This window comes from Xanthomonas arboricola pv. guizotiae, assembly GCF_002940205.1.
GTDB classification, from domain to species: Bacteria; Pseudomonadota; Gammaproteobacteria; order Xanthomonadales; family Xanthomonadaceae; genus Xanthomonas; species Xanthomonas arboricola_C.
Window position 1 is genome coordinate 52,741 of the sequence record NZ_MDSK01000030.1, and the last position, 14,503, is coordinate 67,243.

Here is a 14,503-nt window from a genome sequence, read left to right on the forward strand (position 1 = left end):
TGGCTCAGATGTCCAGGTTGGACACCTTCAGCGCGTTGTCCTCGATGAAGTCGCGGCGTGGCTCGACCACATCACCCATCAAGGTGCTGAAGATCTGATCGGCGGCCACGGCATCTTCGATACGGACCTGCAACAGACGACGCGTGTCCGGATTGACCGTGGTTTCCCACAGCTGTTCGGCGTTCATTTCGCCCAGGCCCTTGAAGCGCTGTACCTGGCGGCCGCGCTTGGCCTCTTCCAGCAGCCAGGCATGCGCCTGGGCGAAGCTGGTGATCGGGTGGGTCTTGTTGCCGCGCACGATCTGCGCGCCTTCGCGCACCAGGTCGTGCAGGGCCAGCGAGACCTCGCGCAGCGGACGCAGCTCGCCGCTTTCGAACGCGCCCATCGGCAGCACCTGGGTGAATTCCTCGCCCATGTGCCTGCGCACCGCCACCAGCGACGCCGAGGCGCCATCGGTGGCCGGGTCGAAACGCAGCTGGTAGCGCGCCGTGCCCAGGGTGCCGCGGTTGAGCACCGCCTGCAGCGCATCCAGGGTGGGATGCACCTCGCCTTCGGCCTGCAGCTTTTCCACGTCCAACGGCGGCAGGTCGATCAGCGCGGTGAGCAGCGCCGGGTCGTAGCGGTGTGCGTTGCGCGCGATCGCCTCGTTGGCGCTGGTGAACAGCATCAACAGCTTTTCCAGCGCCTCGCCGGTGATCGGCGGCTCGTCGGTGGCGGGGATCAGCGCCGCGCCTTCGACTGCGTTGCTGGCCAGGTAGGCGTTGAGCGCCGCGTCGTCCTTCAGATACAGCTCGCTCTTGCCCTGCTTGAGCTTGTACAGCGGCGGCAGGCCAATGTAGATGTAGCCGCGCTCGATCAACTCTGGCATCTGCCGGTAGAAGAAGGTCAGCAGCAGGGTCCGGATGTGCGAGCCGTCGACGTCGGCGTCGGTCATCAGGATGATGCGGTGGTAACGCAGCTTGTCCGGGTTGTACTCGTCGCGGCCGATGCCGGTGCCCAGCGCGGTGATCAGCGTGCCGACCTGGTCGGAGGCCAGCATGCGGTCGAAACGCGCGCGTTCGACGTTGAGGATCTTGCCGCGCAGCGGCAGCACCGCCTGGTTCTTGCGGTTGCGGCCCTGCTTGGCCGAGCCACCTGCCGAGTCACCCTCGACGATGAACAGTTCGGACAGCGCCGGGTCTTTTTCCTGGCAGTCGGCCAGCTTGCCGGGCAGGCCGGCGATGTCCAGTGCGCCCTTGCGGCGGGTCAGGTCGCGCGCCTTGCGGGCGGCTTCGCGCGCACGGGCGGCGTCGACGATCTTGCCGGTGATGGCCTTGGCTTCGTTCGGATTCTCCTGCAGGAACTCCTGCAGGCGCGCACCGAAGGCGTTTTCCACCGCCGGGCGCACATCCGAGCTGACCAGCTTTTCCTTGGTCTGCGAGGAGAAGCTGGGGTCGGGCACCTTGACCGAGAGCACCGCGATCATGCCTTCGCGCATGTCGTCGCCGGTGAGCGCGACCTTGGCCTGCTTGGCGATGCCGTTCTGCTCGATGTAGGTGCTCAGCACACGCGTCAGCGCGGCGCGGAAACCGGCCAGGTGGGTGCCGCCATCCTTCTGCGGGATGTTGTTGGTGAAGCAGTACATGGTTTCCTGGTAAGCGTCGGTCCATTGAAGGGCCACGTCCACCACGATGCCATTGTGCTCACCGGTCACCGAGATCACGTTCGGGTGCAGCGGCGATTTCAACTGCGCCAGATGCTCGACGAAGCTGCGGATGCCGCCTTCGTAGTGGAAATCGTCGCGACGGCCGTCGCCGCGCTCGTCGATCAGGGTGATCTTGACGCCCGAATTGAGGAAAGACAGCTCGCGCAGGCGGCGTGCCAGGATGTCGTAATGGAACTCGACGTCGCTGAAGATGGCCACGGACGGCTTGAAGCGCAGCGTGGTGCCGCGCTTGGTCGAGGCTTCCAGCTGTTTGAGCGGATACTGCGGCTCGCCCAGCGCATATTCCTGCTGGTAGTGGAAGCCGTCGCGCCAGATGTCCAGCCACAGGTGCTCGGACAGCGCATTGACCACCGACACGCCCACGCCGTGCAGGCCGCCGGACACCTTGTAGCTGTTATCGTCGAACTTGCCGCCGGCATGCAGCACGGTGAGGATCACCTCCGCCGCCGAGACGCCTTCTTCCTTGTGGATGTCGACCGGCACGCCGCGGCCGTTGTCGGACACCGCCACCGAGCCATCGACCAGGATCCTGACCACGATGTCGTCGGCATGGCCGGCCAGGGCTTCGTCGACCGAGTTGTCGACCACCTCGAACACCATGTGATGCAGGCCGGTCCCGTCATGGACATCGCCGATGTACATGCCGGGGCGCTTGCGGACGGCTTCCAGGCCCCGCAGCACGGTGATCTTGCTGGAGTCGTAGGTGCCGTTGGGGGTGGGCGAGGTGTTTTGTTCGTCGGTCATGCGTGTGCCGTTAGCTCCACAACACGGGCGCAGGCGACAGGAGCCGCATCGCACCGTGGGAAAAGGGGGATAGCGCAGAAATTATACCAGTCGGCCCACCTGCGCCGCCGACGGTTACGCGGGGGGTGTCAACACGGCCACTTCGCCGTGTTCCACGTGGAACCGATGCAATAGCTTGCCGGATTCGGCCAGGCCGGGCGGCATTTCGGTTGCGGTGATCAGTACCTGCGCCGGTGCGGACGCCAGGCGCTGCAGCACGCGAGCCTGGTGGTGGCGGTCCAGCTCCGAGCCCAGGTCGTCCAGGGCGATCACCGGCCATTCGCCGCGCTCGTGGGCAAAGTCTTCGGCCTGTGCCAGCAGGCAGGCGAGGGCGGTGAGCTTTGCCTGGCCGCGGGAGAGCGCATCCTTGCCCGGCAATGCATCGAAGGCTGGCGCCCAATCGGCCCGGTGCGGCCCTTGCGAGGTGTAGCCGTTCTGACGATCACGCTCGCGGGCCAGTAGCAGCGCGTCGGCCAACGACACCTCATGGCGCTTCCAGCCCGGTGCGAACGTCAGCGCGGACAGCCCGAGCGACGGGGCGATCGCGGTTGCGACCGGAATCAATCGCTCCTGCAGGCGTTCCAGATAGCGAAGGCGACGCGATGTCAGCGTTTCGCCGGATTCGGCGAGTTCGTGATCCCAGGCATCGAGCATGCGCGGCTGTGCGCCCTGCTTGAGCAAGGCGTTGCGCTGTTTGAGCGCTCGCGCATAGCGCCGCCAAAGCGTCAGAAAATCAGGTTCCACGTGGAACAGCCCCCAATCGAGGAAGCGCCGCCGCGGCTCACCGCCGCCGCTGATCAACACATGGCTGCCGGGCTCGAAGGTCACGACAGCCAGCGCGGCACACAAGGCGCCCAGCTGGGCAACATCTTCGCCATCCAGCCGGCCGGTCCACTCCTGGCCGCTGTGGCGTAGGCCCGCCCGCCGCGTGCGTTCCTCCACCGCAGCGGTTCCTTCGCGCCACTCCACGAAGACTTCCAGATCGCCGGCGCCTTGCTGGATCAGCCCGTCGCGCACACGGCCACGAAAACTGCGGCCATAGGCCATCAGATGCAATGCTTCCAGCACGCTGGTCTTGCCCGCGCCGTTATCGCCGGTCAGCAGGTTCAAGGAACTGGCAGGGTGGAGGTCGACGGTCTCGAAACGACGAAGTCGATGGATGGACAACCGCACTACGTGCATCGATCGGTCTGCTCTGCGCTGTGATCCGGCATCCCGGTCGGAGCGGAGGATACGTGATCGATGTGGATCCTGCCCGTGCAGACGTGAAGCGACCTGCGGGACAGACAGGGGGCAACCTGTGGATAAAAACCAGGGCTGAGCAACGTCTCCCGCTTATCCACAGGGTATCGCCCCCTCCGCAGGGGTCTAAACACAGGGTTTCGCGACCTAAAAGTCATTTAAAAACAAACACATAGGGTAGTTTCTGGCCAAATCTGGGCCTACCATCACCACCAAGCTCTTAAATTATTTATAGATTTAAAAGCAAAGCTCGATGTGCATAAGTCAAAAACGAGGGGAGAACGCTCACATCAGACATCGCTGTGCGTGCTGGTCCGGATCGACCACTTGGCTTTTGATGAACTGGTTCAGGCTAACTCCAGTAAGGGTAACTTCCCCCGGACGACAAAACCGCAGCGCGCATGACTGCCGAATCTCACTAAGGCTGCGACAAAGCCAGCTTTGCCAATATCGGTTGGTGGCATGAGGAGAAGTACGTTGTTCCACGTGCACTCCGTGGACCTGCCAACAGAGTCTTCGTAACTCGACAGGTCCCGGGTGGGTTACCTGCTTGCGCGGAGCACGCCGATCTCACGTGGCACATTCCCTAGGCGAGACAGCTCGCTGATCCTTTGGGATGCCTCCAATCAAAAATGAGCCAAGCAACCATGCCGGCGACAGCAGCGGACCAGGCTCATGCCCCTTTTTGATAACGCCCGGCTCCGAACTCAGGCACGTCAATCCAAGCAAACCAACCAATGCGCCTGTCCGGTCGTTGAAGTCTGGCTACCCGGGAGTGGCGTCTATCCAACCGGCCTTGGCTTGGTGACCGTGCGGCGCTGCCACTCCAAGGATCATGCCTCAAGGCAGGGCAGCTCCAGCTAAGGCACCAAGCCGTTTCGGCACCTGATACCAGCGCAAAAGCGGATGCCCAAAGACGCTCAAGCGTCCCAAAGCCTCACATCGCAGCGGACTCAGCGCTCTCGACCGTCAAAACGAAGAGCCCGGCTTTCGCCGGGCTCTCCGTGTTCCACGTGGAACGTGGCGTCAGAGCCGCAGCGGCATCACCACGTGGCGGGACTTCTCGCTGCTGGCCTCGCGCACCAGCGCCGACGAGTTCGCATCGCGCAGCTGGATGACCACGTGCTCGTCGCGCAGTGCAGACAGCGCGTCCAGCAGGTAGTTGACGTTGAAGCCGATGGCCAGATCGTCGACCTTGGTGTCGGCCTCGATTTCTTCCTGCGCTTCTTCCTGCTCCGGATTGTGCGCGCTGATCTTCAGCTGACCCGGCGAGACTTCCACCCGCACGCCGCGGTACTTCTCGTTGGACAGGATCGCCGCACGTTGCAAGGATGCGCGCAGTGCTTCACGGTCCACCTTGACCTCGCGATCGGCGCCGATCGGAATCACCGCCTCGTAATCCGGGAAGCGGCCGTCGATCAGCTTGGAGGTGAAGGTGACATCGCCACGCTTGACGCGGATATGGCTGCGACCGACTTCCAGCTCCACTTCGCGATCTGCAGCTTCCAGCAGGCGCAGCAGCTCGGTTACGCCCTTGCGCGGCACGATGATCTGGCGCTTGGCACCGCCGGATTTCTCCAGCTCGGTCTCGCACAGCGCCAGACGGTGGCCATCGGTGGCTACGCAGCGCAGCAAGCCTTCGCGCAGGTCGAACAGCAAGCCGTTGAGGTAGTAGCGCACGTCCTGCTGGGCCATGGCGAACGCAGTGCGCTCGATCAGCTCCTTCAACGCCGCTTCCGGCACCGCAACGCGCTCGGTGGCTTCGACTTCATCCACCGACGGGAAATCGTTGGCCGGCAGCGTGGCCAGGGTGAAGCGGCTACGCCCGGCCTGCACCGTGACCTTGTCGCCGGTCTGCGAGATGGTGACGCGGCTGCCGTCGGGCAGGGCACGCAGGATGTCGAACAACTTGCGCGCCGGGATCGTGGTTTCGCCGTCCTGCGCGTCTTCCACCATCGTGCGCGAGATCATTTCCACTTCCAGGTCGGTACCGGTAAACGAGACCTGTCCGTCCTTGACCTGCACCAGCAGATTGGCGAGAACCGGCAGGGTTTGACGGCGTTCGACCACATTGACCACCTGAGCCAATGGTTTGAGGAAGGCTTCGCGCTGCAGTGTAAAACGCATGTGGTTCCGTGCCCCTATGCTTTAAAAGATAATGGAATAAATCAAAAGCTTGGTGGTGATGGTAGGGCCGTTTTCAGCGGATAACCACCATAACTGTTTGTTTCCAAAGAAAAATTGGCGCCTGAAAGTCGTTGGACTAGTACCCCTGGTCTAACGGTAAAACCTGTGGATAGTTTTCCGCCCGACCCGCGAGGCAACGTTATCCACAGATTCTCCCGCATTTGACCCCAACGTTTCCACGCTTTTCTCCAAGCGGGCCGTCAAGACCGTTGCCGGCTTACTCGCTGAGCTTGCGAATCAGCTTTTCCCAGTCCTCGCGCAGCTTGCCGTCGGCCTCCATCAGCGTGCGGATCTGCCGGCAGGCATGCAGCACGGTGGTGTGGTCGCGGCCGGCGAAGGCGTCGCCGATCTCCGGCAGGCTGTGTTCGGTCAGCTCCTTGGCCAGCGCCATCGCCACCTGGCGCGGACGCGCCAGCGAGCGGGTGCGCCGCTTGGAGAGCAGATCCTTCATCTGCAGGCCGTAGTAGTCCGCCACGGTCTTCTGGATGTTGGGGATGCCGATCGCCTGCTGCTGGGCGCGTAACAGGTCGCGCAGCGTCTCCTGGGCGAATTCCACCGTGATCGAGCGGCCGGTGAAGTTGGCGCGTGCCACCAGCGTGTTGAGCGCCCCTTCCAGGTCGCGCACGTTGGAGCGCATCTTCTTGGCGATCAAAAACGCCACGTCGTCCGGAATCTCGGCGCCGCGCTCGCGCGCCTTGGCCAGCACGATCGCCGCACGGGTTTCGAAATCGGGCGGGTCGATCGCCACCGACAGGCCCCAGGCCAGGCGCGACTTCAGCCGCGGCTCCAGGCCTTCGACCTCACGCGGGTAGCGGTCGCAGGTCAGGATGATCTGCTGGCGGCCATCGAACAGCGCGTTGAAGGTGTGGAAGAACTCTTCCTGCGTGCGGTCCTTGCCGGCGAAGAACTGGATGTCGTCGATCAGCAGCGCATCGATCTGCTGGAACTGGCGTTTGAACTGGTCCATCGCCTTGTCCTGCAACGCCCGGATCATCGCGCTGAAGAACTGTTCCGAGCGCAGATACATCACCTTGGCGGCCGGATTGGCCTGGCGCAGCGCATTGCCGGCGGCAAACATCAGGTGGGTCTTGCCCAGGCCGGTGCTGCCGTACAGCAGCAGCGGGTTGTGCGCGCGGTCGCCAGGCTTCTGCGCGGCCTGGACCGCGGCGGCCAGACCGAGCTGATTGCTGCGGCCCTCGACGAAGTTGGCGAATGTGTAATGCGAATCCAGATTGCCGGCGAACGGCACGATCGGCGCCGCGACCGGCGCGCTGGGCGCGGCCATCGGTGCCGGCTGCGGTTCCGGCGCACGTGGGCGCGAGCCGACCGCCAGCGCCACTTCGCCGTTGCCGACGAAATACGCCACCAGTTCGCGGATGCGCGGCAGGTAGCGCTCGCGGACCTGGTCGACGATGAAGGCATTCGGCGCATACAGCACGATGCTGTCGCCGCGGTCTTCGGCTTGCAGGGGTTTCAACCAGGTGTGGACGTCCTCGGGCGGGAATTCGGCTTCGAGACGTTCCAGGCAGCGGGGCCAAGCATCCATCAAAGTATGATCATCTGTTGCTGGCTGCGGCGCGCAGAAAAGCGCCGTGCTCGCAGCCCGGTAGTGAAAAGAGGATGCGCCAGACTAGCACCGAGGGCAGGGTTTTCCCAGACTTATTCACAGGTCCATCCACAGGGCTTGACCGTCGTCACCTCCGCTAACGTCTCCGGGGAGTTGACCCGACCTCTGCGGACCCTATAGAATTGCCGGTTCTATTCGTCTCCAATCATGCAGAGGGCCCCATGGCCACCAAGCGTACTTTCCAACCCAGCAACCTCAAGCGAGCACGCGACCATGGCTTCCGCGCACGTATGGCAACCGCCGACGGCCGCAAGATCCTGGCTCGCCGCCGCGCCAAGGGCCGCAAGCGCCTGAGCGCTTGATTGCCGCGCCGCTCCCTGCGGCCGAGGCAGTCCTTAACGTGAACGCATCGAACCCGTGCAGGCGATTTCCTCGCTCTGCGCGGGTTCGTACGCGTGCGCAATATACGGTCGTTTTCGATACTGCACTTCGTACCTCGGACCCGTTGCTCAGCCTGCACTGGCGGACCGGCGATACGCCGCCGCGCCTGGGCATGGCGGTATCGCGCAAGGTCGATCCACGTGCGGTGGGACGTAACCGGATCAAACGTGTATTGCGCGATGCCATGCGGCATCTGCTGCCCGAGCTTGCCGGCGGCGACTACGTGATTGTGGCGCGCTCGGCAGCCGCAAAAGCGACCAATCCACAGATTCGCGACGCCTTCCTGCGTCTGCTGCGCCGTGCCGGCGCATTGCCCCTGCCTGCTGCGCCCGGCACAATGCCGCCCGCCAGGACGCTGCACCCATCCTCCCTTTCCCCGACAGAGCCGGAACCCAGTTCCGACTGAGCGAGTTGCTGCCCGATGAACCAGACCCGTGTTTTCCTGATTTTTGCCTGGCTGATGGTCGCGGCGCTGCTGTGGATGGAGTGGGGCAAGGATAAGGCCGCCGCCAATGCGCCGGTGGTTGCGGCGACGCAGTCGGTGCCGGCTGCGCGCGATCTGGACGCTGCGGCACCGTCGGCCAATGTGCCGGCGGCCCAGGCCATTCCGCAGGCAGGCGTGCCGGGCGCCGTACCGGCGACCAGCACGACTGCCGCGACGCCGGCCGCTGCCGGCGCTGCGCCGGTGATCACCCTGACCTCGGACGTGCTGCGCCTGAAGCTGGATGGCCGCAGCGTGCTGGATGCCGAACTGTTGCAGTTTCCGCAGACCAAGGACGGCACCGCGCCGGTCAGCCTGCTGACCGAGGACCCGGCGCACCCGTACAACGCCACCAGCGGCTGGGCCAGCGAGCATTCGCCGGTACCGGGGGTGGGCGGCTTCCGCGCCGAACAGCCGGGCACCGCATTCGAACTGGCCAAGGGCCAGAACACCCTGGCGGTGCCGTTCGTGTGGAATGGCCCCAACGGCGTGTCGATCCGCCGCACCTTCACCCTGGAGCGCGGTCGCTACGCGATCTCGATCAAGGACGAGGTGATCAACAAGAGTGGCGCGCGGTGGACCGGCTACGTGTTCCGCAAGCTGAGCCGGGTGCCGACCATCCTCAGCCGCGGCATGACCAACCCGGATTCCTTCAGCTTCAACGGGGCGACCTGGTACAGCCCGCAGGAAGGCTACGAGCGTCGCGCGTTCAAGGACTACATGGACGACGGTGGCCTCAATCGCCAGATCACCGGTGGCTGGGTGGCGTTGCTGCAGCACCACTTCTTTACCGCGTGGATCCCTCAGAAGGACCAGGCCTCGCTGTACGTGCTGAACCAGGACGGCCCGCGTGACGTGGCCGAACTGCGTGGCCCGGCCTTCACCGTGGCGCCGGGCCAGACCGCGACCACCGAAGCGCGCCTGTGGGTGGGTCCGAAGCTGGTCAGCCTGATCGCCAAGGAAGACGTGAAGGGCTTGGACCGCGTGGTCGACTACAGCCGCTTCTCGATCATGGCCATCATCGGCCAGGGCCTGTTCTGGGTGCTGAGCCATCTGCACAGCTTCCTGCACAACTGGGGCTGGGCCATCATCGGCCTGGTGGTGCTGCTGCGCCTGGCGCTGTATCCGCTGTCGGCGGCGCAGTACAAGTCCGGTGCCAAGATGCGCCGCTTCCAGCCGCGCCTGGCGCAGCTGAAGGAGCGTTACGGCGACGATCGCGTCAAGTACCAGCAGGCGACGATGGAGCTGTTCAAGAAGGAAAAGATCAACCCGATGGGCGGCTGCCTGCCGCTGCTGATCCAGATGCCGATCTTCTTCGCGCTGTACTGGGTGCTGGTGGAATCGGTGGAACTGCGCCAGGCGCCGTGGCTGGGCTGGATCCAGGATCTGACCGCGCGCGATCCGTACTTCATCCTGCCGCTGCTCAACATCGCCATCATGTGGGCCACGCAGAAGCTGACCCCGACCCCGGGCATGGACCCGATGCAGGCCAAGATGATGCAGTTCATGCCGCTGGTGTTCGGCGTCATGATGGCCTTCATGCCGGCCGGCCTGGTGCTGTACTGGGTGGTCAACGGCGGCCTGGGTCTGTTGATCCAGTGGTGGATGATCCGCCAGCACGGCGAGAAGCCGAGCAAGATCATCCAGGCCAACGCCAAGTAAGCGCAGTTGCACAGAGCCCGCCGCAAGGCGGGCTTTCTGCATGTCGCCGCAGTTGCTGTCTGCCCTGTTGTCTTCATCGCCAAGGACGCCGTCGTGATGTCATCGCCGCTGTATCGCCTGTTGCTGTGCGCCGCTTGCGCCGGAATGCTGGCGATGGCCGGCTGCGGCAAGCAGACCGCCGGCGAGGCAGCGTCTGCTGCCAGCACCGCTGCGCCTGCAGCCACTGGTGCGCCAGCCGAAACCGACAACGACGACGCACCCGCACTGATCGCGCAGCTGCGCGAGCAACTGGACCGGCATCGCCGCATCATCGCGTTGCTGGCCGATGCGGATGCCCAGACGCCACGCGACCGCGCCACCTCCAGCAGCGTGGGGCAGCAGCTGTTCCATGAAAACCTCCAGCAGCGCGAACGCATCGCTGCGCGATTCGAGACGGTGCTGACGTCGAACGCAGCGCGTCGCTTCGCAACCATCGCCACGGTGCTGGACGAGATCGAATCGGCACCGGATCTCTACGATGCCGACCGCCTGGCGTTTGCCGAAGTGTTGCGCGACCTGCACGCACGCATTGGCCGCGATTCGGCACTGCCGGCAGTGAAGCTGCATCAGCGCATCGGTGAGGATCTGGAAGCGCTGGACGAGATCGAGCGCAGCTACAACAAGGAATTGACGCAGATTTTCAGCCGCTTCGATCGCAGCCGCGCGATCGTGCCCAAGCGCGAGAAGTGGGACGACTACGTGGCGCATCTGCGCAGCCTGTACACGCGCGAAAAGATCCTGCGCGATCATGGCGTGGTGGAGCCGTACCCGGTCTCCGCGCGCGATAGCGACAGCGAGATCTTCGGCCGCGACCTGCCGCCCAGGACGGTGGTGCTGACCTTCGACGATGGCCCGCACAAGGCCTATACCGAGGAGATCGCGGCCATCCTCAAACGCTACGACGTGCCGGGCGTGTTCTTCGAAGTGGGCCGCAACCTGGGCAGCCTGGACGCGCAGGGCAAGCCGACACTCGCGCCGTTATCCAAGATCAGCCACACGCTGATGGAAGAAGGTTATGCGGTGGGCAACCACAGCCTGACCCATGCGCAGTTGTCCAAGACCACCGGAGATGCGTTGCGCAGCCATGTGCTGGATACCGACACCTTGCTGCGTGCGGTAGACGACAAGCGCGCGCCGCTGTTCCGGTTTCCGTATGGCGCACGCAATGCAGAGGGCTTGCAGCTGCTGGGCGAAGCCGGTCTGGAATCGATCATGTGGAACATCGACTCGATGGACTGGGCCGACCCGGTGCCGGAATCCATCGTGCAACGCGTGCTGGAGCAGGTGAACAAGGAGCAGCGCGGCATCGTGTTGTTTCACGACATCCACGACCGCGCAATCAAAGCGCTGCCGCAGATTCTTGATCGTCTGATCGCCGACGGTTACCAGTTCGCCGGCTGGAATGGCCGCGACTTTTCGGTGGCGCGCGCACCCAGCGCGGTGGCCGACGCCACGGTGACCACCGGCTACGCGAAATCATGGGCGATCGTGATCGGCATCGACGATTACGCGTACTGGCCCAAGCTGGAATATGCGGCCAACGATGCGCAGGCGATCGCCAGTGCCTTGACCGGGCCGTTGGGATTTCCGTCATCGCAGGTGATCGTGCTCAAGAACGGCGAGGCGACGCGCAACAATATCCTCGCCGCATTTCATGACCGTCTTGGCGAAGGTCGCGCGCAGACCAATGACCGCGTGTTCGTGTTCTTCGCCGGGCATGGCGCCACGCGCCGGCTGGCATCCGGGCGCGACCTGGGCTACATCATTCCGGTCGACTCGGATCCGCAGCAGCTGGCCAGCGATGCGATCGCGATGAGCGACCTGCAGAACATCGCCGAAAGCCTGCAGGCCAAGCATGTGCTGTTCGTGATGGATGCCTGCTATAGCGGACTGGGGCTGACGCGCGGCGGGCCGACGTCCAGCGCCTACCTGCGCGAGAACGCGCGGCGCATCGCCCGCCAGATGCTCACTGCCGGCGGCGCCGATCAGCAGGTGGCCGACAGCGGCCCGAACGGGCATTCGGTGTTTACCTGGGTGCTGCTGCAGGCGCTGGCGGGCAAGGGCGACCTCAATGGCGATGGCCTGATCACCGGCACCGAACTGGCGGCCTATGTCGCACCGGCGGTGTCGGCAGTCTCGGCGCAGACCCCGGCATTCGGCAGCCTGCCCGGCTCGCAGGGCGGCGAGTTCGTGTTCCAGGTACCGAGCGGCGAAGAGTTCCTGACCGCCGGCACCGCGCAGTTGTCCGCCGATGCGATCGCACTCAACGGGCGCGTGGATGCTGCGCGTCCCGCGACGGCTACAATCGGTACGGTCGCCAATGCAGCGCCGGTCACGGTGAAAACCCTGCAAGGTGGCGAAGCCACGTTGGTGTTACCCACCGCGGTGAAGAGCAGCGACCGCCAACGCGCGCAATTGGCCAACGAACGCGGCCTGCAGCTGTATAAGGAAAAACGTTACGCCGATGCAGCCGAGCAATTTGCCGAAGCGCTGAAGCTGCGTCCCGACTTCGCGTTGGCGGCCAACAACCTGGGCTTCGTGTATTACCGCCAGGGGCGCTTCGCCGAAGCTGCGCGCTGGCTGGAAAACACCTTGAAGATCGATCCGTCGCGTGCGGTGGCCTATCTCAATCTCGGCGATGCCTACGCAAAAGCCGGCGATCGCGACAAGGCGCGCAAGGCCTATTCCATCTACCTGGAATTGCAGCCGCAAGGCAGCGGCGCCGCGCAGGCACGCACACGGTTGCAATCGCTGTGACGCAAGGTGGCCGCCACGAGGTTATGCGGAGCCGCCGGCAGGGCGCGATCTTGTCGGCACGGATGGGTGATCCGGAAAAACCCGCGCACGGCTAATACGCCGCTGGCGGTCGCGCAGTCGTTTGCATAGACAATTTCTTTTCAACCCACGTCAGAGCAGTGCCGATGTCGTCTTCCACCTCCACCATCGTTGCCATCGCCAGTGCTGCCGGAACCGGTGGCGTAGGCATCGTGCGCTTGTCTGGGCCGCAGTCGCTGCAGATCGCAGCGCAATTGGGCATTGCGCGTCTGCAACCGCGGCATGCGCACTACGCACGCTTCCGCGATGCGCAGGGCGTGGTGATCGATGACGGCATCGCGCTGTGGTTCAACGCGCCGCATAGCTTTACCGGCGAAGACGTCGTCGAGCTGCAAGGCCATGGCAGCCCGGTGCTGTTGCGGCAGCTGGTCGCCCGTTGCATTGCATTGGGTGCCCGCCAGGCACGTGCTGGCGAGTTCAGCGAGCGCGCCTTTCTCAACGGCAAACTCGATCTGGCGCAGGCCGAAGCCATCGCCGATCTGATCGCCGCCGGCGATCTGCGCGCGGCACGTGCTGCGCGCAGATCGCTGGACGGCGTATTTTCGCAGCGTGTCGATGCGCTCAGCGACGGCCTTACCCGCCTGCGTATCCATGTGGAAGCGGCGATCGATTTTGCCGATGAGCCACTGGAGACGCTGGGCGGCAACCAAATACGCGACGGCTTGAGCCAGGCGCGCAGCTTGCTTGCACAATTGCTGCGCGATGCCGAACGCGGACGCAAGCTACGCGACGGCCTGCACGCGGTGCTGATCGGCCCGCCCAACGCCGGCAAGAGTTCGTTGCTCAACGCGCTCGCCGGTAGCGACCGGGCGATCGTCACCGATGTTGCCGGTACCACCCGCGACACCTTGCGCGAAGCGATCCAGCTCGACGGATTCGAGTTGACCCTGGTCGATACCGCAGGCCTGCGCGATGGCGGCGATGCGATCGAACGCGAAGGCATGCGCCGTGCGCGCGCCGAACTTGCGCGCGCCGATCTGGCGCTGGTGGTGCTGGATGCACGCGACCCGCAGGCTGCACGCGATGCGATCGGCGATGCCATCGACGCAGTGCCGCGTCAGCTGTGGATCCACAACAAGTGCGATCTGCTGACCGGTGCCGCACCCCTCGATGCCGATGCGATCGCCGTCTCGGCCGTGACCGGACTGGGACTGGAGCAGTTGCACACCCGCCTGCGCGACCTTGCACTCGGCGATGGCGCGGAAAGCGTCGATGGCGAATTCTCCGCCCGCACCCGCCACATCGAGGCCCTGCGCCGCGCCGAACAACATGCGGACGCCGCCGATCTGGAACTGGGTTTCGAGCAACTCGAACTGGCCGCCGAAGAACTGCGCCTGGCACACGAAGCGCTTGGCGAGATCACCGGCAAGATCAGCGCCGATGATTTGCTCGGCAAGATCTTTTCGAGTTTTTGTATCGGCAAGTGAGACCGCATGGCACAACGTGCAGCGATGAATCCGGTCTTGCCTTAGAGCGTGTTATGAACTTTGCTCTTGTCACGCTAACGTATACGGATGAAGCCTCGTAAGCCATATCCGACCGATATTTCCGACGAAGAATG

General features: G+C 64.3%; 9 protein-coding genes. 5 read left to right on the forward strand and 4 right to left on the reverse strand.

Annotation, left to right across the window (positions count from 1 at the left end; translation table 11 throughout):
- Positions 1 to 4 precede the first annotated feature (4 nt).
- The 4 genes from gyrB to dnaA all read right to left on the reverse strand — a co-directional run bounded on the left by gyrB (position 5) and on the right by dnaA (position 7,463).
- Positions 5 to 2,449, reverse strand: coding sequence for a DNA topoisomerase (ATP-hydrolyzing) subunit B (gyrB, locus tag XarbCFBP7408_RS16815; protein WP_104563929.1), 2,445 nt, complete (start codon positions 2,447 to 2,449; stop codon positions 5 to 7).
- A 114-nt stretch (positions 2,450 to 2,563) separates the two neighbouring features.
- On the reverse strand, positions 2,564 to 3,670 hold the full coding sequence (recF, locus tag XarbCFBP7408_RS16820; RefSeq protein ID WP_104563930.1) for a DNA replication/repair protein RecF: 1,107 nt from the start codon (positions 3,668 to 3,670) through the stop codon (positions 2,564 to 2,566).
- A 1,086-nt stretch (positions 3,671 to 4,756) separates the two neighbouring features.
- The gene (gene dnaN / locus XarbCFBP7408_RS16825) at positions 4,757 to 5,857 is read right to left on the reverse strand and encodes a DNA polymerase III subunit beta (protein WP_104563931.1); all 1,101 of its coding nucleotides are present in this window, start codon (positions 5,855 to 5,857) and stop codon (positions 4,757 to 4,759) included.
- 277 nt (positions 5,858 to 6,134) lie between these two features.
- The gene (dnaA, locus tag XarbCFBP7408_RS16830; RefSeq protein WP_104563932.1) at positions 6,135 to 7,463 is read right to left on the reverse strand and encodes a chromosomal replication initiator protein DnaA; all 1,329 of its coding nucleotides are present in this window, start codon (positions 7,461 to 7,463) and stop codon (positions 6,135 to 6,137) included.
- A gap of 242 nt (positions 7,464 to 7,705) precedes the next feature.
- On the opposite strand from dnaA, the gene rpmH reads away from it, so the two are divergent.
- The 5 genes from rpmH (at position 7,706) to mnmE (ending at position 14,369) form a co-directional block, all read left to right on the forward strand.
- The gene (rpmH, locus tag XarbCFBP7408_RS16840) at positions 7,706 to 7,846 is read left to right on the forward strand and encodes a 50S ribosomal protein L34 (protein WP_002805908.1); all 141 of its coding nucleotides are present in this window, start codon (positions 7,706 to 7,708) and stop codon (positions 7,844 to 7,846) included.
- 38 nt (positions 7,847 to 7,884) lie between these two features.
- Positions 7,885 to 8,331: a ribonuclease P protein component gene (gene rnpA / locus XarbCFBP7408_RS16845; RefSeq protein WP_104563933.1), complete on the forward strand. Its 447-nt coding sequence runs from the start codon at positions 7,885 to 7,887 to the stop codon at positions 8,329 to 8,331.
- Between the two features lie 15 nt (positions 8,332 to 8,346).
- A complete protein-coding gene (gene yidC / locus XarbCFBP7408_RS16850) occupies positions 8,347 to 10,068 on the forward strand; it encodes a membrane protein insertase YidC (RefSeq protein ID WP_104563934.1) in 1,722 nt (573 codons plus the stop codon).
- Between the two features lie 93 nt (positions 10,069 to 10,161).
- A complete protein-coding gene (locus tag XarbCFBP7408_RS16855) occupies positions 10,162 to 12,864 on the forward strand; it encodes a polysaccharide deacetylase family protein (protein ID WP_104563935.1) in 2,703 nt (900 codons plus the stop codon).
- Between the two features lie 164 nt (positions 12,865 to 13,028).
- Positions 13,029 to 14,369: a tRNA uridine-5-carboxymethylaminomethyl(34) synthesis GTPase MnmE gene (gene mnmE, locus XarbCFBP7408_RS16860; protein WP_104563936.1), complete on the forward strand. Its 1,341-nt coding sequence runs from the start codon at positions 13,029 to 13,031 to the stop codon at positions 14,367 to 14,369.
- Positions 14,370 to 14,503 lie beyond the last annotated feature (134 nt).

Bases quoted from the DNA above. Each gene is read 5' to 3' on its own strand.
- gyrB (WP_104563929.1), bottom strand. From the start codon at position 2,449: ATGACCGACGAACAAAACACCTCGCCCACCCCCAACGGCACCTACGAC.
- recF (WP_104563930.1), bottom strand. From the start codon at position 3,670: ATGCACGTAGTGCGGTTGTCCATCCATCGACTTCGTCGTTTCGAGACC.
- dnaN (WP_104563931.1), bottom strand. From the start codon at position 5,857: ATGCGTTTTACACTGCAGCGCGAAGCCTTCCTCAAACCATTGGCTCAG.
- dnaA (WP_104563932.1), bottom strand. From the start codon at position 7,463: ATGGATGCTTGGCCCCGCTGCCTGGAACGTCTCGAAGCCGAATTCCCG.
- rpmH (WP_002805908.1), top strand. From the start codon at position 7,706: ATGGCCACCAAGCGTACTTTCCAACCCAGCAACCTCAAGCGAGCACGC.
- yidC (WP_104563934.1), top strand. From the start codon at position 8,347: ATGAACCAGACCCGTGTTTTCCTGATTTTTGCCTGGCTGATGGTCGCG.
- mnmE (WP_104563936.1), top strand. From the start codon at position 13,029: ATGTCGTCTTCCACCTCCACCATCGTTGCCATCGCCAGTGCTGCCGGA.